Origin of the sequence: Trichocoleus desertorum ATA4-8-CV12 (assembly GCA_019358975.1) — a bacterium.
GTDB classification, from domain to species: domain Bacteria; phylum Cyanobacteriota; class Cyanobacteriia; order FACHB-46; family FACHB-46; genus Trichocoleus; species Trichocoleus desertorum_A.
The window spans coordinates 327,961-349,814 of the sequence record JAHHIL010000001.1; the positions used below are offsets into that span (position 1 = coordinate 327,961).

General features: G+C 49.9%; 19 protein-coding genes and 1 pseudogene. 13 read left to right on the plus strand and 7 right to left on the minus strand.

Annotation, left to right across the window (positions count from 1 at the left end):
- Positions 1–235 precede the first annotated feature (235 nt).
- On the minus strand, positions 236–1,657 hold the full coding sequence (locus KME12_01490; GenBank protein MBW4486441.1) for an amidohydrolase: 1,422 nt from the start codon (positions 1,655–1,657) through the stop codon (positions 236–238).
- A gap of 299 nt (positions 1,658–1,956) precedes the next feature.
- Between KME12_01490 and KME12_01495 the strand changes: the two genes are divergently transcribed.
- The 3 genes from KME12_01495 (at position 1,957) to KME12_01505 (ending at position 4,922) form a co-directional block, all read left to right on the plus strand.
- Entirely contained in the window at positions 1,957–2,736 is a 780-nt protein-coding gene (locus tag KME12_01495) for a cysteine hydrolase (GenBank protein ID MBW4486442.1), read from the plus strand.
- A gap of 41 nt (positions 2,737–2,777) precedes the next feature.
- Entirely contained in the window at positions 2,778–3,236 is a 459-nt protein-coding gene (locus KME12_01500; GenBank protein ID MBW4486443.1) for a cupin domain-containing protein, read from the plus strand.
- Positions 3,237–3,317: 81 nt separating this feature from the next.
- Positions 3,318–4,922 carry a CocE/NonD family hydrolase gene (locus tag KME12_01505; GenBank protein MBW4486444.1) on the plus strand — a complete coding sequence of 535 codons (1,605 nt, stop codon included), beginning with the start codon at positions 3,318–3,320 and terminating at the stop codon, positions 4,920–4,922.
- A 10-nt stretch (positions 4,923–4,932) separates the two neighbouring features.
- On the opposite strand, the pseudogene KME12_01510 reads toward KME12_01505, so the two are convergent.
- Positions 4,933–5,333, minus strand: a pseudogene (locus KME12_01510) (Uma2 family endonuclease).
- A gap of 171 nt (positions 5,334–5,504) precedes the next feature.
- Here KME12_01510 and KME12_01515 point away from each other — a divergent pair.
- From KME12_01515 to KME12_01530, 4 genes are all read left to right on the plus strand, one after another.
- Positions 5,505–6,344 (plus strand): SDR family oxidoreductase, encoded by an 840-nt coding sequence (locus tag KME12_01515; GenBank protein ID MBW4486445.1) that lies wholly within the window; start codon positions 5,505–5,507, stop codon positions 6,342–6,344.
- 99 nt (positions 6,345–6,443) lie between these two features.
- Positions 6,444–6,956 (plus strand): hypothetical protein, encoded by a 513-nt coding sequence (locus KME12_01520; protein ID MBW4486446.1) that lies wholly within the window; start codon positions 6,444–6,446, stop codon positions 6,954–6,956.
- 106 nt (positions 6,957–7,062) lie between these two features.
- Positions 7,063–7,215, plus strand: a complete 153-nt coding sequence (locus KME12_01525) for a hypothetical protein (GenBank protein MBW4486447.1) — start codon at positions 7,063–7,065, stop codon at positions 7,213–7,215.
- A 30-nt stretch (positions 7,216–7,245) separates the two neighbouring features.
- Positions 7,246–7,389 carry a DUF952 domain-containing protein gene (locus tag KME12_01530; GenBank protein MBW4486448.1) on the plus strand — a complete coding sequence of 48 codons (144 nt, stop codon included), beginning with the start codon at positions 7,246–7,248 and terminating at the stop codon, positions 7,387–7,389.
- A 68-nt stretch (positions 7,390–7,457) separates the two neighbouring features.
- Here KME12_01530 and KME12_01535 read toward each other — a convergent pair whose 3' ends face one another.
- Positions 7,458–10,505, minus strand: a complete 3,048-nt coding sequence (locus tag KME12_01535; GenBank protein ID MBW4486449.1) for an SMC family ATPase — start codon at positions 10,503–10,505, stop codon at positions 7,458–7,460.
- Positions 10,506–10,672: 167 nt separating this feature from the next.
- Here KME12_01535 and KME12_01540 point away from each other — a divergent pair, with 167 nt between their 5' ends.
- Together KME12_01540 and tatC are read left to right on the plus strand one after the other, a co-directional pair.
- Complete coding sequence (locus tag KME12_01540; GenBank protein ID MBW4486450.1) at positions 10,673–11,503, plus strand: MBL fold metallo-hydrolase; 831 nt, start codon at positions 10,673–10,675, stop codon at positions 11,501–11,503.
- A 304-nt stretch (positions 11,504–11,807) separates the two neighbouring features.
- Complete coding sequence (tatC, locus tag KME12_01545) at positions 11,808–12,647, plus strand: twin-arginine translocase subunit TatC (protein MBW4486451.1); 840 nt, start codon at positions 11,808–11,810, stop codon at positions 12,645–12,647.
- A gap of 96 nt (positions 12,648–12,743) precedes the next feature.
- Here the strand turns inward: tatC and KME12_01550 are convergent, their stop codons facing one another.
- Both KME12_01550 and KME12_01555 read right to left on the minus strand, forming a co-directional pair.
- Positions 12,744–12,959 carry a hypothetical protein gene (locus tag KME12_01550; protein MBW4486452.1) on the minus strand — a complete coding sequence of 72 codons (216 nt, stop codon included), beginning with the start codon at positions 12,957–12,959 and terminating at the stop codon, positions 12,744–12,746.
- 849 nt (positions 12,960–13,808) lie between these two features.
- The gene (locus KME12_01555) at positions 13,809–14,126 is read right to left on the minus strand and encodes a DUF3067 family protein (GenBank protein MBW4486453.1); all 318 of its coding nucleotides are present in this window, start codon (positions 14,124–14,126) and stop codon (positions 13,809–13,811) included.
- A gap of 294 nt (positions 14,127–14,420) precedes the next feature.
- Between KME12_01555 and KME12_01560 the strand changes: the two genes are divergently transcribed.
- Positions 14,421–14,960 carry a cytochrome b6-f complex iron-sulfur subunit gene (locus KME12_01560; protein ID MBW4486454.1) on the plus strand — a complete coding sequence of 180 codons (540 nt, stop codon included), beginning with the start codon at positions 14,421–14,423 and terminating at the stop codon, positions 14,958–14,960.
- 88 nt (positions 14,961–15,048) lie between these two features.
- The gene (locus KME12_01565) at positions 15,049–16,029 is read left to right on the plus strand and encodes an apocytochrome f (protein MBW4486455.1); all 981 of its coding nucleotides are present in this window, start codon (positions 15,049–15,051) and stop codon (positions 16,027–16,029) included.
- 90 nt (positions 16,030–16,119) lie between these two features.
- On the opposite strand, the gene KME12_01570 is transcribed toward KME12_01565, so the two are convergent.
- A complete protein-coding gene (locus tag KME12_01570) occupies positions 16,120–18,330 on the minus strand; it encodes a transglycosylase SLT domain-containing protein (protein MBW4486456.1) in 2,211 nt (736 codons plus the stop codon).
- Between the two features lie 249 nt (positions 18,331–18,579).
- Between KME12_01570 and KME12_01575 the strand changes: the two genes are divergently transcribed.
- Both KME12_01575 and hpsE read left to right on the plus strand, forming a co-directional pair.
- Entirely contained in the window at positions 18,580–20,052 is a 1,473-nt protein-coding gene (locus KME12_01575) for a leucyl aminopeptidase (GenBank protein MBW4486457.1), read from the plus strand.
- Between the two features lie 615 nt (positions 20,053–20,667).
- On the plus strand, positions 20,668–21,657 hold the full coding sequence (gene hpsE / locus KME12_01580) for a hormogonium polysaccharide biosynthesis glycosyltransferase HpsE (protein ID MBW4486458.1): 990 nt from the start codon (positions 20,668–20,670) through the stop codon (positions 21,655–21,657).
- On the opposite strand, the gene KME12_01585 is transcribed toward hpsE, so the two are convergent.
- Complete coding sequence (locus KME12_01585) at positions 21,654–21,854, minus strand: hypothetical protein (GenBank protein ID MBW4486459.1); 201 nt, start codon at positions 21,852–21,854, stop codon at positions 21,654–21,656. The two genes, hpsE and KME12_01585, sit on opposite strands and share 4 nt — an antisense overlap.

Below are 21,854 nucleotides of genomic sequence, written 5' to 3' on the forward strand. Positions count from 1 at the left end.
TAGATACACGTGCGAGATAAGTAACTTCCGGAGAGAGTCGGCTCAAAATTGTACGGGAAAACACGGAACCAAAACAAACAGCTTGAATTCTAAGCGGCTATATTTATGAGGTCTTGCTACTACCTAAAGATATATTTTTTGAGCGGTGCAAAGATTAGGATTAGTTGAATTTTGGGCTTAGCTCGCGTTAGAACTTCGTTTCTGTCTAGGCTGTGGGCTAGGAGGCTAACAGAAGTCACGAGTAACCTGGTGATGACTTTGAAAGCCCCATGACTGAGCGATAACGAGCTTCTACTTGTTGCAAACTCTGCGATCGCCGCTGGGTAATCCATTCGCTGTGTTGGAATAACTGTTGTCGCAGATCGTTCACATCAATAGTGGTGACTTGGCCCGCTGCCACAATGCGATCGCCTTTTACCCACACACTATCGACTGCATTCGTAGGCCGTCCCAAAATTAATAACCCGATGGGATCAGTGCGGGGCAGCAAGGACAAGCTGGTGAGGTCGTACATTACCAAATCTGCTTGCTTACCCACAGTCAAAGAACCTAGTTGATCGCTAACATTCAACCCTTTTGCGCCTCCTAGAGAAGCCATTTCGATCGCTTGGCGGGGGGTAATCCAGTGCTGGTAGTCGAGATCGGTAATGTTGTGGAGAAGAGAGCCAATCTTGATCGCTTCTAGTAAATCTTGGGAGTCATTGCTGGCCGCACCATCGCAACCAAACGTGACATTGATCCCAGCTTGGCGATATTTCAGGATGGGAGCGATGCCACTGCCCAAGCGTAAGTTGCTTAGAGGGTTGTGAACTACAGTTGAGCGCGTTTCCGCCAGAATTTTAATATCGGTATCTTCTAACCAAACACAGTGGGCCAAGGAGGTGCGATCGCTGAGGTAGCTAATTTGTTGCAGATGTTCGACCGCGCTACAGCCATATTTTTCTTGCGCCAATAGCTTTTGGGCTTTGGTTTCGAGTAGGTGAGCATGACGACAGAGATGGTAGCGATCGCTTAACTCAATGCAGCCTTGAAACAACGCATCGGAGCAAAGCTGAATCCCAGTCGGTGCCACCAAAATATTGATGCCTGATTCTGGTTGATGAAACTGCCGCACCATCTCCTCAACCAATGCTAGTGTTGCTGCTGTAGAGCGGAGGTAGGAGTCGTGCTCGATGGCTTTTCCTCCAGAGGGGACTCCAGCGCTGAGAGCTTCATCTTGGATCAGAGGCGCAACAAAGGCTCGGATGCCAACTTCTCGATAGGCTCGAACTGCCGCAGCCACAGTTTCTAGTTCTTGTCCGGGGATTAAAACTAAGTGGTCAACAACACTGGTACCCCCCGAAAGTAGGGTCTCAACCGCAGTGCCCAGAGCGCTCAGATAAATTTGTTCGGGGTTGAGCGGCGAAAACTCATAGAGTTCAGCGATCCATAACTCTAAGGGGACGGGCGGAATGATGCCGCGCTGCCACATTTCCGAAGAGTGGGTATGGGCGTTGAAAAACCCTGGCAACAGCAGTTTATTCCGACCATCCACCGCCGTCCCGACCACTTCTAGTTGAGAACCGATCGCCGCAATTCGTCCTGCGGTAATTTGGACATCAACTGTCTCATAAGTTTGGTCAACTGGACTTAAAACATTTTGAATTGTAAAGCTCACAGGCCTGACCCAAATAATGTTTTGCGGGCGCTCAACTCCTTTTCGATCTTAGGGAACAAGAGGCAAGAATGTATCTTGCTCGCTGCTGATTGAGGCTGTAAGCTTAACGCTTTTTTATGCCTGGAACTGCAATTCGTTGCCTATAGTGCAGAGAGATAGAATTCAGTCTTTGTTAAAAATCAACCTGTATTAAAAAGTGCTGTCTCAACCAGGAAAGCCGTTTAAGGTGAGGCTATCATTACTCGATTCATCCCAGTCTGTTTAGGTTATTGGCAAACTATTTTGATAGCTAACTATTTATGAATCATCCATTGCTGCGATCGCTCGGAGTACCCCCCAATGCTTGGTATGTAGATGCTGCGATCGCTGACCTCACCCGTCCCTCGCTTGATCCCCAACCGATTACACTGACTACTGCCACCAAAACTTTACGCTTAGACCTCACTAAAGCAGCGATCCTGGTGATCGACATGCAGAATGATTTTTGTCATCCCGACGGTTGGCTGGCCTCTATTGGCGTAGACGTTAGCCCAGCGCGACAGCCGATCGCCCCGTTGCAAGGATTGCTGCCCGTCTTACGCAACGCTAAAGTTCCAGTGATTTGGCTCAACTGGGGCAATCGCCCTGATTTGGCGAACATCAGTCCTGCGACTCGCCACGTCTACAACCCCACGGGTGACGGTGTCGGCTTGGGCGATCGCTTGCCCAATGGTGCCCCGGTGCTGATGAAAGACAGTTGGGCCGCAGCCGTTGTCGATGACCTAGAAGCCAAACCAGAAGACATTGCCGTTGATAAGTACCGCATGAGCGGCTTTTGGGATACCCCGCTCGATAGTGTCCTGCGAAACCTGAGTCGAACTACCCTGTTTTTTACCGGAGTCAATGCCGATCAATGTGTCATGGCAACGCTGCAAGATGCCAACTTTCTAGGTTATGACTGCATCTTGCTGCAAGACTGTACGGCCACTACCTCTCCCGATTTTTGCTGGCAAGCCACCCTCTACAACGTCAAGCAGTGCTTCGGTTTCGTCAGTGACTCTCACGCCCTGATTGATGGCATTAAAACGATTAGCAGCTAGTTAATAGCTATCTTCCCCACTCAACCTTGGAGTCTAACGTCATGAATGCTTGTGTGATTCCGGTTGCTAAAACCCCCAGCGATTATCAAGCTTTTCGCATCAGTCCTCAAGATACTAACCGCTTGGCGATCGTGTTTGATCCCAATATTGCCAATACATCTGTGACTATGTGTGTGGAGATTTTTGATATTGGTGGCAAAACCCCACCCAATCGACATCAATTTGCCGTAGAGATGTTTTTTATCTTGAAAGGGGAAGGACTAGCCCACTGTGATGGCAAAGCTGTCGCGATTCGGACGGGTGACAGTATTTTGGTCCCGCCCACAGGTACCCACGCTATTGAAAACATAGGCCCGGGTCGGCTGTACGCCCTCTGTGTCATGGTACCCAACGAAGACTTTGCCGAACTGATTCGCAGCGGCATTCCCGTTGAGCTAGACGAAGAAGATTGGGCAGTATTGCAGCGATCGGATGTGTTGGTAGGGCGAGAGGAAGGATGAGGGAGGATAGGAAGGATGAGGGATGAAGGATGAAAAGGTGAGGAGAGAGTGAGGAGTTGGAAGTCAAAAGAAACCGCTTCAATGTTGACTCGCGATCGCGTCCGGTTGGATGCAGATATCTATCGGCCTGAGGCGACGGGTGAGTTTCCGGTTTTATTGATGCGGCAACCTTATGGGCGGGCGATCGCTTCAACGGTGGTTTATGCTCATCCCAGTTGGTATGCGGCCCAGGGCTACATTGTGGTGATTCAGGATGTGCGAGGGCGAGGCACGTCTGAAGGTACGTTTGATTTGTTTGCCCACGAAATTGAGGATGGGTTTGATGCGGTCAATTGGGCGGCAGAATTACCTGGAAGCAATGGCCAAGTGGGAATGTATGGCTTTTCTTATCAGGGGATGACTCAGTTGTATGCCGCGATCGCCCGTCCCCCTGCCTTGAAAGCGCTTTGCCCTAGCATGATTGGCTACGACCTCTACAGTGATTGGGCCTATGAAAATGGGACATTCTGCTTACAGGCAAACATGGGCTGGGCGATTCAACTTGCGGCTGAAACTGCCAGATTGCGAGGCGATGAAGCGGCATTCCAAAAGCTTTACGCTGCTGCTCGCAACTTACCGTTGCACGATCCAATCCCCGCTCGTCCCAATATTTTGAAAGAGTTAGCGCCGGAATCTTTCTACCACGCTTGGCTAGAGCATGCCGCACCGGATGACTACTGGGCCAAGCTTTCGCCCAAAACCTACATGCAGAATCAAAATATTGATTTGCCGATGTTGCATATTGGTGGCTGGTTTGACCCCTACTTGCGAGGGACGCTTCACCTCTATCAAGATTTGGCCGATCGCAGCCAATCTCCGCAGCATTTGGTGGTGGGGCCGTGGGCACATTTGCCTTGGGGCCGTAAGTTGGGCGCGATCGATTATGGCCCGGAAGCCAACAGCCCGATTGATACCCTACAAATCCGCTGGTTTGACCACTTCCTCAAAGGCATCGACACAGGATTGCAGGACGAACTACCTGTCCGCTTGTTTGAGATGGGTAGTAATGAGTGGAGCTTTTTTGAGCAATGGCCTGAAGGAAAACCAAAAGTTTACTTTCTGACAAGTAATGGTCTGGCTAATTTGGATGACCAAGCAGGGGCTTTGGTAGAAACTCCTCCCACCGCGATCGCTCCAAATGTACCCGATGTCTTTGTCCATGATCCTTGGCGACCTGTCCCAGCGTTAGGGGGTCACGCTTCTATCCCAGCGGGATCATGCGATCGCTCTGCTTTGGATTGTCGTACTGATGTCGTCACCTACACCTCAGCCCCTTTAACCGCAGACTTGCATATTGTGGGTGAGGCGATCGCAGAAATCTACTGCACCGCTGATCAACCCAGTTTTGACCTTTGTGTCGTGCTATCAGAAGTCAAATCGAATGGCAGTGTCTACAATCTGACCCAAGGTTACATCCGGGTGAATCCGGGCCAAACCACCACCCCTTTGAGCATCCCGCTGCAAGCGACTTGTGTACAAATTGCCCAAGGCCATGCTCTGCGTCTCAGCATCAGTGCAGCTTGCTTCCCTGCCTATCCCGTCAACCCTGGCACAGGTGCTTTCCCGGCTGAAGCTCGTTTGATTGATTCGCAGATTATTACAGTTGCGATCGCCTCAGGCAAAATAGCCATCATCACCGCAGAATAAAATCTTGCGCTTAGGGGCTATTGCTCGTAAATGTCACGTCTTCATAGAGAGTCGCGATCGCAAGCTGAAAATCAATGCTAGCGAGTTGAATCCCCGCACCCTTGGTGTAGGGAGTTAGCACCCACTGATCTGCTTGGTTGCGGTGGAAGACATCTACACTCATGCGCTTTTGGTTCACCAGAATATATTCCTGAAGGCTCTCAAGCTGGCGGTAATCTGCAAACTTATCACCTCGGTCGAAGGCTTCAGTCGTGTCTGATAGGACTTCTACGATCAATCGAGGGTAGCGCACAATGCACCTGCCATTGCATAGATCTGCCCATCCCTGTACTCGTGTTTCACAGGGCTATTTTCTTCTTCTGCTAAATAAGCTTCTGGAGAAATATAGCTGCTACTGAAATTGGCGACCACTGCTGATATTCCGGTTCAATACTTTTAAGTTTAAGCAAGTTTACCAGTAGAAGTTCCACAACTGAGTTTATTCCACCTTGAGGCTAAGGAAATCAGTCTGTTGCTTCGATACGCTAGGCAGTTGAGGCTGCTGATACTGGCAGTTTAAGGTAATTTCTCTGGCTAACTGCTATGGCAAAAACGGCTCTGATTACGGGTGCTTCTCAAGGCATTGGCAAGGCGACGGCGTTGGAATTGGCGCGTCATGGGTACGACTTGGTGATGGCGGCTCGTGAACCCGATCGCTTGAATGCCGCAGCCGCAGAGGTGCAAGGTTTGGGTCAGCAAGCAGTGGCAATTCCCACCGATGTGCGCGACCCGCACCAAGTAGAGAATTTGGTGCAGAAGGCGATCGCTCACTTTGGCCAGATTGATGTGCTGATCAACGATGCCAGTGTCTACTATATGGGGCCTGTAGAAGCGGCTTCGCTAGATGATTGGCATCAGGTGATTCAAACAAATCTTTGGGGTTACATCTATACCATTCATGCGATCCTGCCCCACTTTCTAGAGCGGGGAAGTGGCATGATTGTGAACCTCAGCTCAATTGGTGGCATCGACCCAGTTCCCTACCAAGTGCCTTATACCACCAGCAAGTATGCCGTAACTGGCCTCACCAAGTCGCTGCGCTCGGAGTTAGCGCCAAAAGGTATTCATGTTTGTGGCATCTATCCCAGTTTCATTCACACTCAGTTATATGAACGCGCCTTGTTTCGGGGTGAAGATGCTGACAATCGCCATGAGTTTATGTATAAAACATTTCACAGCCCATTACTGGAAACACCGAAAGATGTGGCGAAAGCGATCCGCAAGGCGATTCAGCATCGCAAAAAGGATGTTTTGGTGGGAACGGCCAACTTCTGGACTGCTGCCTTTCATGTGGTGCCCGGAGTGATGAAGCCAATTGTGCGGCGGGTGTTTGGCATGAGCGATCGCTACGCTCCCAACATTCCTGCTGCCTCCAAGGACTGATAACATAGCTGATTTTGTCTATCCGGTTTGGCTAATGGCAGGCAGAAGAGATAGAACAGAACTATCCAATCTATTGGCTTACGAGTGTGGACTAAAACTATGGTGCAGGAACCACAGCCTATCCCAACTTCTGAGTTTGCTGATGTTGATTCAATAGACAGCATCATTCGGGCACTTTACGATTCGATTTCTTTTGGCGCTGGGGAGCAGCCCAACTCGAACCGTCTGCGCTCTCTGTTTATGCCGGGAGCCCATCTGATTCATGTCAAAACAGATGTCATAGATACGATGGATGTGGAAACCTTCATAGCCCGTTTGATCCAGCAAATTCAAGCTGGTATCTTGACTGAGTTTATCGAGGCAGAGTTGGCTCGTCGCACCGAAACCTTTGGCAATATTGCTCAAGTCTTCAGCACCTTTGAAACTCGCTTAGTCACTGACTATCGCTCATCCTCGGCTCGTGGCATTCATAGTATTCAGTTGATGCGTTATGGCGATCGCTGGTGGATTACTAACCTGCTGTGGGACGATGAGCAGAGCGACAAACCGATTCCCCCAGAGTATCTCCCCCAGAACCACCCTCAAAATGATCCCAATAATTCTCCCGCTTAGATGAAGGCATTACTACCAACCCCTTTCTAGGATTAGAGGAGATAGTTCTCTCTCTAGCGTTTTTTGCTGGTATGGAATTGGGGTTATGGTGTATTTCACATTTTTCATGGAACTGGTGGTCCTGTTCCTGCTGACTTGCTTGCTGTGTTGGTTAGTCAATGCTTTGTGGATCTTCAACCCTTTGTTCACCCTAGTCTTGTTGCTTGTGGGAATTCTGGGTTTGGGATATGGCGCTTTGGTTGCGGTTGATAATATGTAGGCCGATAGTTTAGGGAAGCGCTCAGCCGCGATCAAATACGAAGCGATCGCGGGGGATGAAGCGTACCCTCACATTTACGGCCCCCTTAATTTAGATGCCGTTACCCAAGTGTTACCCTGGCCCCCACAACCGGATGGCACCTTTGCGTTACCCAGCGCGATCGCCAACTCATAGAACCACATTTTCCGAGGCTGCGTAGGCAGCCTTTGTTGTAGTAGCCGCACCCTTGAGGGTGTCGGTCCTTAGAGCGACAGGTGTAGTTGAGAGCCAGACTCGGTTTTGTGAACTTCAATCCGAGCTTGAAAGGCTTCTTTGAAGTGAGGCATATGGGTGACAGTCAAAATACAGGAAAAATCCGAGGCGATCGCATTGATCGCAGCAATCAGGCGATCGCAACCTTCACTGTCTTGAGTGCCGAAGCCTTCATCTACAATCAACATCTGCAAAGCGGTGCCAGAGCGTTGCGCTAGGAGTTTGGCCAAAGCAAGGCGAATAGCAAAGTTCACCCGGAAAGCTTCACCCCCCGAATAGGTTTCGTAGGGACGGGTGCCCCGAATATCCGCAATCAAAATATCCAGGGTGTCGATCAGCTTAGAGCTAGCTTTAGTACCCTTACCGCGTCCTGCCCGCTGCGTCACAAACTGCACATGCAATTGATTGGCGCTGAGTCGAGCCAGAATTTGGTTGGTTTCTGCTTCCAGTTGTGGCAAAACATTCTCGATCATCAACGCTTGAATGCCATTTCTACCAAAAGCTTGGGATAGTTCGTGGTAGACCCGATATTGCCGCCTTGACGCTTGGAGTTGCTGCTGCTGCGATTCCGCCTGCACTTGCAACGTTTCTAAGTGCTGCTGTTGTTGTTGCAAGCGACCCATCCGAGCTATTTGGCCATTGAGTTGAGCTTGCTGCTGTTGAATCTGTTGCTCCAGGACGCGAATTTGCTCAGCTGGATCAGCCATTTGCTCTAACTGCTGGACTAGTTGATCCAGTTGCGTAGTGGCCTGCTGGAGCTGTTGCGATCGCCCCTCTAGCAATTCCTCTAGCTCGGTGATGCGTTGCTGCACTTGCGGCTGCTGCTGCTGCGCTTGGCACAGAGATTGATAGCGAAACTGCCACCCTTGGGCTTGGCGCACCTGGACTCGCAGGGCATTGTGATGCTCCAAGTCGTAACCAATTTCCGCGATCGCCTGATCAAGGTCATTAATCGACTGTTGCAGTGGTGAATCGGTTTGCTGTTGCTCCAATTGCTGTTGTAGGGTCGCGATTTGGGCTTCTAGCTCTGGTTGACGAGCCGCTAAGTTGGCCTGGCGACGTTGGGCTTGCTTAATTTCCGCTTGCTTGATTTCCGCCCAGCGCCAGCGTTCTGCCTCTCCCTTGGCTAAAGCATGGTTGCGATCGTCGTAGTTGAGCTGCTGCAAGCTCTGCTCCAAAAGCGCCAATTCTTCCTGAAGCTCGGTAGCATAGTGACCTGCACTCAGGGCTTGTTGCAGCTTTTCCTGCTCCGCTAGCACCTGTTGCAGCTTTTCCTGCATCTCTAAGCTGACTTGCAGTTGCTCTTGCAGTTGCCCCCGTCGCTCCAGCAAACTCTTGTGCTCAGCCAGTTCTCGGTCTAAGTCGCGATATTCCTGGCGTAGCACGTGAATTTCACGATCTGAGACAGCGAGCTGCTCTCGCACCACCCAAAGCTGATCAATAATTTCCTGATGCTCCGCTTGATTTTTCTGCTGCACCAACTCCCAGTGATGCTCATCTAGGGGGCGATCGCAGAGGGGGCAAGCCGCATTGGGTTGCTGCAACAGTTGGACTTTGTTCTCTAGTTCTGCCAGTTGCACTTCGTAGTCGCGCTGATGTACCTGCAACCGTTCCAAGAAACTGCGCCGTTCTAGTCCCTTCTCCCGCACCCGTTGCTGGTAAACTTGCCGTTTCTCTAGATAGTCAATCTGCTCCGCCACTTCCAGAACCGCCTGCTGTAACTTTGGTTGGCGAGCCTGCTGGGCTTGAAACTGCCGCGCTGTGGTTCGCAACTCTTCCAAACGCGCGGTGAGACGGTCTTGGGCGCGCTCAATCTGGCTTTGGAGTTGGTGTTGGCGCTGGAGCAGTGGCGCTACTTGAGTTTGTAACTGATCCATTTCTGTCAGCCGAGCGCGGGCCTGCCGTAAGCGCTCCATCGCAGTTTCTACCTCAGCCGCCTTGCTCAAGACATGCTGCACGTCCTGATCTTGTTGCCGCAACGCCTCTAGCTGAGCTTCCACTTGGCGCAGTTGATCTTTAATTTCACCAATCTGCTGCACTTGCTGCTGCTGCAAGCGATGCCGCTGAGTCTGCGCCGACTGGTGCGCCTGAAACTTAGCCGATTGCTCCTCCTCTTGCGCTTGCAAACTTTGAAACTGCGCATAACCTGCCGCGATCGCCTCCTCTTGCCCCAGAAGTGCCGCCAACTCCTGCTCCTGATGCTGAGCACTGGGTAGATCTTGCTGCAACCGCCGATAATCCTGACCGAGGTTGCGTTGTTGCTGCTGCTGCCAAGTCAGTTGTTGTTCCCAAGTGCGGCGCTGGTGTTGCATCGCCTGCAATTGCTGCAATTGCTCCTGGTTCACCGTTTGTGTCGCCTGCATCGCCGCTAAATCTGCTTCCAGCAACGCTTGTTCTTGAGCGATCGCCTCTCGTTGCTGCACTTGCTCTTGAATCGACTCCAAACTGCGCTCTAGTAAGTCAATTTGCCCCTTGGCTTGCCGCGATAAATCCTTCGATTGCTCCGCCAACTCATCATACTGATCCAGCTTCAGCAAGTCGGCCAAAATCTGCTTGCGTTCACTGGGCCGCTTCAGCATGAACTCATCGGCACGACCCTGCCGCAAATAAGCAGAATTAACAAACGTCTCATAGTCCAGCTTCAGGTGATCCAAGATCAACTGTTGCGTCGCCCGCATCCCCCGCTCCGTCAGAGGCCGAAACATTGGGGTTGCACTGCCACCATTTAGTCCCGCGATCGCCACCTGAAACTCCAGAGAACTCGCCTGCCCTCGCGATCGCGTCCGAATCACCCGATAGATCTGCTGATGACTCTGAAACGTAAAATCCACCTGAGCTTCCTTCTCACCCAAGTGAATAATGTCATCCTCAGAGCTAGCGCGACTTTGCCCCCACAACGACCAAGCGATCGCTTCCAATAGTGAAGACTTCCCCGACCCATTGGGGCCACAGACACAAGCCGTATGCAGACCCCGAAAATCCAGAGTCGCTTCGCGGTAACTGAGAAAATTTTTGAGGCTAAGTTGCAACGGGATCATTCAAACGGCAATGCAACACTCATTTACTGGAGAGTCAGAGTACATTTGCACTGTCTCATAGTCTAGCGGTTGTCCAAGCAATTCTGTCTACTCAATGCCAGAATCGTGACTACCAGCCATCCCCTTAAAACTGATCCGATCTATCAACGAAACGCTAGGTTGAAGGCATGAAAATCCATCACCTCAACTGTGCCACGCAATGTATCTTGGGTGGTCGATTAATCGGTGGTAAAGGCGGTTTATTCCACCGTGTCCCCATCGTAAGCCACTGCCTGTTAATCGAAACCGAGGCTGGTTTAGTTTTAGTCGATACTGGCTTAGGCTTACGAGACATTGCTGAACCTCAACAGAGACTAAGCAATACTTTCCTGTTTTTAGCGGGGCCACAACTCATCCCAGAAGAAACAGCAGTTCATCAGGTAGAGCAATTAGGTTTCTCCCGCGATGACGTGCGGCATATCATCCTCACCCATTTAGACCTCGATCACGCAGGCGGCATCGCTGACTTTCCCCAAGCCAAAGTGCATCTACTCGATACCGAATACCTCGCCGCCACCCAACCCAAAACCAGACGCGATCGCTATCGTTATCGCCCCTTGCAATGGCAACATAATCCCGATTGGGTACGGTATCAAATCCAAGGCGATCGCTGGTTTGGCTTCGAGTGCATTCAGGAACTGACTGGATTACCCTCAGAAATCTTACTCATCCCCCTCCTCGGTCATACTCACGGACATACAGGCGTCGCCGTCCAAACTCCAACAGGCTGGTTATTACATGTAGGTGACGCCTACTACTTCCACCAAGAAATGCACCCCACCGATCACCATTGCCCATTCGGTCTAGCCTTAGTTCAGCGAATTGGCGCAGTCGATAACCCAGCCCGCCTCCACAACCAAGACCGCTTGCGCCAACTGAAACAACACCAGATAGGTACGGTAGAAATCGTTTCCGCTCATGACCCGACAGAGTTGAAAAGGATGAGGGATGAGGGATGAGGGATGAGGGATGAGAGATGAAAGATGAGGGATGAGAGATGAAAGATGAGGGATGAAAGTAAGGAGTTGGAAGTCAGGAGCCAGAAGTTAGAGTTAGAAACAAGAAAGACTCGAAACACCCACACTTACGTTCGTTTGCAGGGGGTCTGGGGGACGCAACCGTCCCTCAGCGGGGGTTTGGGGGCGAGTGCCCCCAAGGCTCGGATTTCTGATAAATCATTACTTACAACCCCAGAGTGTCACAGACGAATCACCCAGAGACACCAGATACAATAGTCAACAAACCCTGAACTGACGCAAACCCATGACGGCTCCCTCAGAACTAGAGACTGCATCCGAGCAGCGTTTGGACCTGAATTCAGACCCCGCAGCCTCACAAGACCTGAGCGTTGCACCCAACCCCCCCGCTAGTGAAGACGAACCCGATTATTTCGACGAATTACCCGACGAAGTCGAAATGTCTTTGTTCGATCACTTAGAAGAGTTGCGGCAACGGATCTTCTACTCCCTAATTGCCGCAGTCATAGGGATTATCGGTTGCTTCGCCGCAGTCAAGCCCATCGTCCAGTTACTTGAAGTTCCTGCTCAAGGGGTCAAATTTCTGCAACTCGCTCCAGGCGAATACTTTTTTGTCTCCATCAAAGTTGCGGGTTACAGCGGTTTGCTAGTGGCCAGTCCCTTCATCCTCTACCAAATTATTCAGTTTGTTTTGCCCGGTTTAACTCGGCGTGAACGACGATTCATTGGGCCGATTGTGCTGGGTTCCAGTGTCCTGTTTGCGGCAGGTCTTGCTTTTGCCTACATCGCCCTGATTCCCGCTGCCCTTAACTTCTTCATTAACTACGGCGCAGATGTCGTGGAGCAGCTTTGGTCTATCGATCGCTACTTCGAATTTGTCCTGCTGCTGCTGTTTAGCACAGGTCTAGCCTTTCAGATTCCCGTGATCCAATTACTGCTGGGTCTAATCGGTATCGTCTCCTCAGCTCAAATGCTCTCAGGTTGGCGATATGTCATTCTAGGCGCTGCCATTCTCGGTGCCGTTCTGACCCCCTCCACCGATCCGCTGACACAAAGCCTCTTAGGGGGTGCGGTTGTGGGACTTTACTTTAGTGGCATCGGTTGCGTAAAACTGCTCGGTCGCTAGAAGTTTGATTTTGAGGGTTAAGTAAGTGCGTCGCCCCTAAAGCAGCATCACCCTTGACTAAACAGGAATTGATGAGTTAGCACTGTGCCGTCGATTCTATTGGTGCGATCGTTTTGAACTTAAAATTGTCTTAGCTCCATAAATTAGAGCAGCTAGCTCAGCGACTACACCGACAATTGACATTTCTGCGACCTTTCCACAGACCTGCCGCCCTCGCTGCTTTTTCGTGAAGTCAGGCAACCTGTAATCGGCATCTGGGGGAACTGCAACGAACTCTTGGAAGCCAAGGGGCTTAGTTGGGGTTTTTACCATGGAGGCTCTTTGAGTGACGAGAGGGCAGGACTGGGTGAGTCAACAACTATCAAGGAACCCTGAGTGTGAGGAGTCAGGTGGTTCTCAAGTAGCTTAAAAAACAAATCAACAGAGGCTTTGGTGGGTTCTGAAATCAGGCAGACACATCATTAAACGGCAGAAACATGCAGCTAAACCTGAAGGCGATCGCTTGAGATTTAATCAAGCCTCAATTCAGGAACATTACTAGTTACTAGCCTGAATTATTTGACGTTTGAAATCTGGATTGCAGGTTAGTTTCCAAGAAGGTTTACTATTTACAGACTCTAATAGGGATGCCTGTGAATTTTCGTATAGAACCCGTAAAGTGTGGAGAATAATCCTTAAAGGAAGTGTGAATTTATGAATACGAAATCAAGCTTGATTTGATTAAAGCGTAAATACAATTATTTCCCAAAACGCCTGCCAGAAAAGCGTTTCAGGTTATGTTTATATTTTTATACCTGAATAGTAAATATAGTCGCGTAAAAATTAATACCTTATGAGCGCTGAGGTTCTTATTAATAAAGAATGTGCTTTAAAAAACTAATGAAATACTTAAATAAGCCACCGTAATTTAGTGAAGCCCACTGAGACGTTTTGGTGTCTAATAACACTTAGAATTTAAGCTTAAAAATTGACTTAATAACTACGAAATAGGTTCCAGAAAAATTCTAGAAACCTGCAATGTTTGGCATCCTAGTAATAAAGAACACAAATTACTGTGCTGTAACTACTAGATGTTCTTAGTGTTTCGCGATCGCTTAGATCATCCATCTGTCTAGAGAGCGATCGAATATCACTCAAAAGGGTGAGATTAAGTTTTTGGCCTTAAAATTCTTCTAGCAACCACTCAGAAGCGCGATCGCCTAAGTCGAGGGGAATACTCACAGCCTTACCTAAGCGAGGCCGCTCTTTAGTCTGCTCAATAAACTGCTGCACTTGGCTGGAACCACCCCAAGCCTCTAAGTAACTGCTGATGGTTTCCAAATGGGCAAAATACTCAGCTTCTGTGAGGGGGAAAGAAGCCTGCTCTAAATACTTCCACATGACTTGAACAAAGATTTTGCCCTGCGTCCGTCGCACTTGGACATCGTAGGAGCGGCCCCATTTACGGAGAATGAGTTGATGTAAATCTTGTCCTGTCATGATTTACTCTGGATCAACCGATCTAGAATCAAGCCTTCTGTTTACATTTCGTATAGCAATGACGCTCCCCGACTCAGATATGATGCTAGCGTCAAGAAATGTAATAATACCCATGAAGCGGTAAAACCGCTGCTTCGAAGGGACTGTAACGCCGTGCCTGTTGCATTAGACTCACTTATCGATATGGTTGCTGTCTAGGCGTACAGACTTAAAAATGCGGGGTTAACAGGGTTCTAGGATTAGCCCAAACTGTTGGCTAAGACACATAACTTAACACATACGTAAGCATAGGTCATGGCTCAAGTCTCTGGATCTGCAGACGTACCTAGCATGGGTCGTCGCCAATTTATGAATTTCCTCACGTTTGGTGCAGTCACAGGCACAGCCTTGGGCGCACTTTATCCTGTGGTCAAATACTTCATCCCACCATCTAGTGGCAGCGGTAGTGGTGGTGTTACTGCGAAGGATGCGCTCGGCAATGACATCCTCGTGAGTGATTTCCTGTCCAGCCACAAGACTGGTGAACGCGCCTTAGCTCAAGGTCTCAAAGGCGACCCCACTTATATCGTGGTGGAAGGCGATCAAGCGCTCGCTAGCTACGGCATCAATGCGGTCTGCACTCACTTGGGCTGTGTCGTGCCCTGGAATAGCGGAGAAAACAAGTTTATCTGCCCCTGTCATGGTTCACAGTACGACAACACTGGTAAGGTAGTCCGGGGTCCAGCACCACTGTCTCTCGCTTTAGTTCACGCGACTGTCCAGGATGACAAAGTTGCCTTTACACCTTGGACCGAAACTGACTTCCGTACAGGTGATGACCCCTGGTGGTCCTAGGAATTGATCGTTTTTACCAATCGTGAGACGTTGAATCCTGTCTTGTGTATTGACTGCCTGATCCTTTGCTATTGAAGACTCACTACAGATGAAGAAAACTTTTTTGTCAGCGATATTCGCTCCGCGATACCTCTGGCGCGTTACGTTTGCCGCTATTAGTGCGATCGCCATTTTCCTGGGTAGTGATCTGGTACTGCCCCAATCTGCTGCCGCTTATCCGGTTTATGCGCAGCAAGCCTACGAAAATCCTCGTGAGGCCACCGGACGCATTGTTTGTGCCAACTGTCACCTAGGCGCTAAGCGGACTGAAGTAGAAGTGCCTCAAGCAGTTCTACCCGACACAGTGTTTGAAGCAGTCGTCAAAATTCCTTACGACACCAACGTACAACAGGTGCTGGGCAACGGTGAAAAAGGCCCTTTAAATGTGGGTGCTGTGTTGATCTTGCCCGAAGGCTTCAAGATCGCCCCTGAGGACAGAATCCCAGAGGAGATGAAGGAAAAAATTGGTGGGCTTTACTTCCAACCCTACAGTGCTGAAAAAGACAACATTGTGGTGGTAGGGCCGCTGCCAGGTGAGCAATACCAAGAGCTGACCTTCCCCGTCCTCTCCCCCAACCCCAATACTGATAAGTCTGTGCATTTTGGTAAGTACCAAATCAATGTGGGTGGCAACCGGGGTCGTGGACAGGTTTATCCCACAGGCGACAAGAGCAACAACACAATTTACAACGCTTCTGTGACAGGCAAAATCACCCAAATTGCCAAGGCGGAAAGCGGCGGCTATGCGGTCACGATTCAAACCGCAGACGGCAACACAACTGTAGACAATATTCCGGCGGGTCCGGAGCTAGTGGCGGCTGAAGGTCAGGAAGTCAAAGCGGGTGAAGCGCTCACGACTGATCCTAACGTGGGTGGTTTCGGTCAGGTTGACGCAGAAATCGTGCTGCAAAGCCCTGCTCGCATTCAAGGATTGATTGCCTTCTTTGCTGCTGTAACCCTCTCTCAAATCATGCTTGTCCTGAAGAAGAAGCAAGTTGAGAAAGTGCAAGCTGCTGAAATGAACTTCTAAAGCAGCGATTCACAAATCATGGCTGTGAGACACCTCTGTTTGAGCATTTCAACAGAGGTGTCTTTTTTGTGTCAGCTATTTCTGTGTCAGCTATTTCAATGAGAACTTGAATGCAGGTTGGTGATTTTTGGAAGCTTGAGCGACCTGCTGAGAAACTTCTGGATTATAGAGGCGTAGATAGTTCCAGTAGTTTTCAAATACTGACTTCACGTAGCCCTTGGTTTCGCCGTAGGGAATTGCTTCTACAAACTGATCGAGATCGCTAAAGGTGTTTTTATCTACCCAACCAGCCACAGCACCGGGACCCGCATTGTAACTGGCAACCGCAAAGAGCGAGTTGTTGTCGTACTCGCGGTGAGTATAGGCCAAATACCAGGTGCCCAGCTTGATGTTGTCTTCAGGTTTGTCCAGTTTGTACTGCTTCAGCTTAATTTGGGAGGCGATCCAAGCAGCCGTTTCGGGCATGACTTGCATCAACCCAGCGGCCCCAACGGCAGAACGAATCTTTGGCTCAAAGCGGGATTCTTGACGAATTAAGGCCGTAACTAGTAGAGGATTGAGCTGCCGTTCTTGTGACCAAGCTTCGATGGGTTGTAAGAAAGGAAAAGGATAGAGCGCTTGCCAGAAGGCGGGTTGTTGCTTCAAGTTTTGATACTGCGATCGCTCCTCCGGTTTTTCGCGCCAAGCCAAGCTCGACACCATAAAAATGCCATCTAGATGGTCGCCTACCCCCAAGCGCAACACCCCATCAGTGAATTGCTCGGCTACAGTTGGCTTCGTTGGGGTTTTAAGCTCCACTTGCCACAGCGCCCAAGCATCCTGACTTTGTCCCAGTTGATACAACTCTTGCAAGGTAGCCGAACCTACGGGTAAGGGGGTGGGTTGGCTAGAGCGTACCACTTGAGGCTGGAATTGACGGACGCTGTCAAAATCACCTACATTCCAGCCGAGTTGCACCGCAGAACGCCAAGCGTAGTAGGACTCCGGATACCTGGCTAATACATACTCAAAGGCAGTTTTGGCATCCTGTTCTTGTCCAATTTGACTCGCCCATTTACCTACCCAATAAGCGGCTTCTGGAGCGAATTCACTCTCGGAATTGTATTTGGTGATCGGTTCTGCCCACTGCCAAGCAGCTAAAAAGTTTCTGGTAGCGGCTTGACGTTGGGCTTGTTTCCAGCGGATTTCGGCGGCAGCGTTTGATTTAGGATACTGAGTTAAAACGGATTGGCGAGCTTGAGCGGCTGATTTACCGCTATTGAGACTTTCTAGAATATCGGCTTTGACCATGAGTGCTTCTGCCGCATGATCGGGAAATTGGCTAATGATTCGATCTAGATAAGGAATGCCATCAATGGGCTTGGGTGTCAGCTTAGCCATGCGAATCAATGCTGTTGCTGTTTCCTCTGACTTCGGGAAAGCAATGACTAGCAGTTGGTAAGCTCGATAAGCCTGAGATTCTAGCCCACTGAGTTGTAAACCACGCCCAACCCGGTAAGCATTAAGGGAAGTTCGGGGGGCACGGGCATAAGCTTCTGCGGCTTTGCCATATTCTTGCTGTTCCCAATAGTTAAAGGCGATCGCTTCCCAGTCTTCGGGTTGCAGTTGAGCGCTAAAGCTGGCGTTTTCGGTGAGCCGATTGAGCACGGGGACGATGCCTGGCGCATTAACCCCATATTTAGCCAAAATCAACAGGAGTTCTGGCTGACTGGGATTTTGGCGTAGGCGTTGCCGAATAATGTCTTGAGTCTGGGGATAAGTCGGAAACTTGGCGATCGCTTGGTCCCAATACTGCCGATTCTGACGCCCCAAAGCGGATAATGCTTCGGCTGAAACCGGGTGATCTGAATACTTCTGCAACAAGGCTTTCCAAGTTGCTTCTGCTTGGGCAAGATTGCCGCTGAGGGTATAAGCTTGGGCGCGTTTAAAGACAATGTAGGGCGCGAGCGTTGGATAATCGGATTCCAAGTCTTGCAGCCACTTTAGGGCTTGCTCTCCTTGGCGCTGCTGAATCAAGTCGCTAGCAAGCAAATAGCGAGCCCGAGCGCGATCGACCTCATTCTTGCCTTGAGCGATCGCCTCCAGCTTGGTGGCTCGTTGGGCTGGAGATAGCCCCGTCAAGGCAGGGATGGCAGAATCTACTGCTTGGTTTCCCACGGGCACAGACGCGGGCTGCGGTTGAATCCAATGCCACTTGCGCGTAAACCCACGGGTCGTCACCGACAACGTCGCCCCTAGTAGCAAAGCACACAGCCCTGCGCCAATGGCCAAAGAAACTTGCGTGCTTCGTTGCTTTAGCATGCGTCCTCGCTTGAAGATTTGGACCGAATCCCATGAGACTCTAGCATTTTTAGTTAAGTTTCCGCCCTAGGTCTTGTTCTTTTAAACACAGAAATCTTTTCAGATCCGACAATTGTGCCAAAGCCCTCTGCCAATTAGCCAAAAGTCAGCCAAAAATCAGCACTTTTTTGAGCCTAACTCCAAAAATTTTCCCTCCTAACTAGTAGCCTGAAGAGAAGAGAAGTCTTTGATTGATAAGGACAAGAAGGGATGGATGTTCGTGCGACAGATACCTCATGCTTAAACTGGGCGGGAGACATTTTAGCTCTAGGGTTGTTTGAAGATGAGGTGGAACTGACGGGTGATCTGGCGACCTTAGATGAGAAACTCGCAGGCACCCTCAAAGAATTAATTGCTGAAGCTGAATTTAAAGGGAAAGAAGGGAGCAGCGCCCTGACTCGTGTAGGGGGTGGCAGTGCCATTCGTAAAGTGCTTTTAGTAGGCTTAGGGAAACCGGACTCCTTAAAGCTAGAGAGCTTGCGACGGGCGGCAGCGGTGAGTGTGCGGCAAGCCAGAAAAGAAAAGGGTAAAACTTTAGCCATACACTTTCCGGTGTGGCATGGCCAACCTGAAGCCAGTGCCCAAGCGATCGCCGAAGGGGCGGAACTAGCGGCTTATCAAGACAATCGCTTTAAGTCAGAGTCGGAAGACAAAAACTCCCAATTAGCACACATTGAAATTTTGGGTGTGAGCGACCAAAGCACAGCCATTCAGCGGGCACAACAAATCTGTTCTGGGGTTATCCTGGCGCGAGAACTGGTCGCTGCTCCTCCCAATGTGGTGACTTCGATTACGATGGCGGAAACGGCTCAATCGATCGCCCAAGAATACGGCCTAGAAATTGAGATTCTAGAGCAGGAAGACTGCGAAAAACTGGGTATGGGAGCCTTCCTCGGCGTGGCTAGAGCTTCTGATATTCCGCCCAAGTTCATTCACCTCACCTACAAGCCTAACGGCACTCCTCGGCGCAAAGTCGCGATCGTGGGTAAAGGACTCACCTTTGACTCTGGCGGCCTCAATATTAAAGGGGCAGGAAGTGGCATTGAAATGATGAAAACCGATATGGGGGGAGCAGGGGCTACTCTGGGAGCTGCTAAGGCGATCGCTCAAATTCAACCCGATGTAGAAGTGCATTTCATCAGCGCCGCAACTGAGAATATGATCAGCGGTCGAGCCTTACGTCCTGGGGATGTGCTGACTGCCTCCAATGGCAAAACCATTGAAGTGAACAACACCGACGCGGAAGGTCGTCTCACCCTAGCCGATGCTCTGGTGTTTACCGAAAAACTCGATGTAGATGCGATCGTCGATTTGGCTACCCTCACCGGAGCCTGTGTCGTTGCCCTGGGTGATGATATTGCGGGTCTCTGGAGTAGTGACGATACCTTGGCTTCGGAGCTACTAAACGCGGCTGAATCCGCTGGCGAAAAGCTCTGGCAAATGCCAATGGAAGAAAAATATTTTGATGGTCTGAAATCGATGATCGCAGACATGAAAAATACGGGTCCTCGTCCTGGTGGCTCCATTACCGCTGCCCTCTTCCTAAAACAGTTTGTGAAAGAAACGCCGTGGGCTCACCTAGATGTTGCTGGCCCTGTCTGGGCAGACAAAGAAAACGGCTACAACAGCGCTGGAGCTACTGGCTACGGGGTTCGCACTTTAGTCAACTGGGTCATTGCTTAACCCGACTATCGCGATCGCAGCACTGAACGACTTGGGCTGTCAAAACCCTCGGTAAACCTGGGCAACCTACGATGGGAGTTTTTTAGGCCGTATCTAAAAAACTCTCACCCAATCGGGGGTAGTCTTTGTTCAGGTAGCAGCTGCAATCCCAGCACCATATTTATCAAGCGAAATTTGCTAGGGGTGGGATATCACAAGAACTAACAGCGCGATCGCCTAAGCTAGGAATTCTTACTTAAGCTTTATATTGATCCCGGAACTAAGCTGCTAGTTTAAATTTGGCATGAAGATGCCACCCTATGAATAGCAGTGCCTGAAACATCTGGAATATAGTTGCATTTGTGCTCCGCAGATTTACGTAAGCCCGAATATACTTTTAGAGGGATATTAAGTACCTTAAACAGATCTAGAATTTGCTAATGGAGTTAACTATCTCATCGCAAAACCCTGGCTTACGTGGTTTCCACAGATAAGTATTGAATTACACATACTTAATTCACTTTTAATTCGGCCCAATATTTTGGGGAGCAACGGATGAACTAGGGGCTAGCCAGCATCAGGCTGAAAGGTTCCACCTAAGTTGAGACAGGAATACCTAGAGCGATCGCAAACCATATGATTGACTTTACTGTCGCCATACGCACTTATAACGGGGAAAAGCGTCTGCCTGCTCTTTTGGATCGATTGCGATCGCAGGTGGGAACCGAGGACTTCTCCTGGGAAGTGGTGATTGTTGATAATAACAGCAGCGATAACACTAAAAAGGTTGTTCAAGCTTACCAAGCCAACTGGCCCCAAGCTTATCCGATCAGATATGCCTTTGAAGCGGAGCAAGGTGCAGCATTTGCTAGACAGCGGGCGATTCGCGAAGCTCAAGGCACCTTCATTGGGTTTTTAGACGACGACAATCTACCCACTCCAGATTGGGTAGCGAAAGCCTGTGCTTTTGGCCAACAGCACCCCCAAGCCGGAGCTTATGGTGGTCAGATTCGAGGCAACTTTGAAGTCGCGCCTCCCCAAAACTTTGAACGAATTGCGGCGTTCTTAGCCATTATTGACCGGGGTCAGCAGGTATTTCGGTACAACACCAAGGTTCTGCCTCCTGGCGCAGGACTAGTAGTGCGTAAGCAAGCTTGGTTAGAGAATGTGCCTTCACGCCTGCTATTACGGGGTCCTGTCGGTACATCCCTATCTGCTAAAAGTGAAGATATTGAAGCCCTGGCTTATCTCAGGCGGGGAGGTTGGGAAATTTGGCATAACCCAGCCATGTGTATTTATCACGAGATTCCTAAGTCTCGTTTAGAAAAAGCTTATTTGCTCAACTTGTGTCGAGGGGCGGGGTTAGGTCGCCACCACATTCGGATGATTGGCTTCAAGCCTTGGCAAAGACCCTTTGCCTTCCCGATTTACCTAGCCAATGATGTGCGTAAGCTGTTGCTGCACTTCATCAAGTACTACCCAGTGATTAAAACCGATGTAGTTGCCGCTTGTGAAATGGAGCTACTGCTAGGAATTTTGATTAGTCCTTTCTTCCTTTGGCGGGAAAAGTACTTAGAGGTGAAAGCAGCAAGTAAATGCCCTGACTCTCTTTCTACCTCGGTCTAACTGAAACCACATTTCAAAGTCGATGGGTTGGTCTGCTTAAGTTGAGTGCCACTAAGCCGTAAGGGAGTGCTACTTAAGCTGACAGTTTGGCGATCGCTCCAGGCAACTTCATGGTGCCGATCGCTACATCGCTTCACATAAACCTGACAGAGAGGGGCAGTTTTGTTAAAAATTGCCAGGTTGATGGGTCGAGTCAT

Coding starts and splice junctions, on each gene's coding strand:
- KME12_01495 (MBW4486442.1), top strand. CDS start 1,957: ATGAATCATCCATTGCTGCGATCGCTCGGAGTACCCCCCAATGCTTGG.
- KME12_01500 (MBW4486443.1), top strand. CDS start 2,778: ATGAATGCTTGTGTGATTCCGGTTGCTAAAACCCCCAGCGATTATCAA.
- KME12_01505 (MBW4486444.1), top strand. CDS start 3,318: ATGTTGACTCGCGATCGCGTCCGGTTGGATGCAGATATCTATCGGCCT.
- KME12_01515 (MBW4486445.1), top strand. CDS start 5,505: ATGGCAAAAACGGCTCTGATTACGGGTGCTTCTCAAGGCATTGGCAAG.
- KME12_01520 (MBW4486446.1), top strand. CDS start 6,444: ATGGTGCAGGAACCACAGCCTATCCCAACTTCTGAGTTTGCTGATGTT.
- KME12_01525 (MBW4486447.1), top strand. CDS start 7,063: ATGGAACTGGTGGTCCTGTTCCTGCTGACTTGCTTGCTGTGTTGGTTA.
- KME12_01535 (MBW4486449.1), bottom strand. CDS start 10,505: ATGATCCCGTTGCAACTTAGCCTCAAAAATTTTCTCAGTTACCGCGAA.
- KME12_01540 (MBW4486450.1), top strand. CDS start 10,673: ATGAAAATCCATCACCTCAACTGTGCCACGCAATGTATCTTGGGTGGT.
- tatC (MBW4486451.1), top strand. CDS start 11,808: ATGACGGCTCCCTCAGAACTAGAGACTGCATCCGAGCAGCGTTTGGAC.
- KME12_01550 (MBW4486452.1), bottom strand. CDS start 12,959: ATGGTAAAAACCCCAACTAAGCCCCTTGGCTTCCAAGAGTTCGTTGCA.
- KME12_01555 (MBW4486453.1), bottom strand. CDS start 14,126: ATGACAGGACAAGATTTACATCAACTCATTCTCCGTAAATGGGGCCGC.
- KME12_01560 (MBW4486454.1), top strand. CDS start 14,421: ATGGCTCAAGTCTCTGGATCTGCAGACGTACCTAGCATGGGTCGTCGC.
- KME12_01565 (MBW4486455.1), top strand. CDS start 15,049: ATGAAGAAAACTTTTTTGTCAGCGATATTCGCTCCGCGATACCTCTGG.
- KME12_01570 (MBW4486456.1), bottom strand. CDS start 18,330: ATGCTAAAGCAACGAAGCACGCAAGTTTCTTTGGCCATTGGCGCAGGG.
- KME12_01575 (MBW4486457.1), top strand. CDS start 18,580: ATGGATGTTCGTGCGACAGATACCTCATGCTTAAACTGGGCGGGAGAC.
- hpsE (MBW4486458.1), top strand. CDS start 20,668: ATGATTGACTTTACTGTCGCCATACGCACTTATAACGGGGAAAAGCGT.
- KME12_01585 (MBW4486459.1), bottom strand. CDS start 21,854: ATGACTCGACCCATCAACCTGGCAATTTTTAACAAAACTGCCCCTCTC.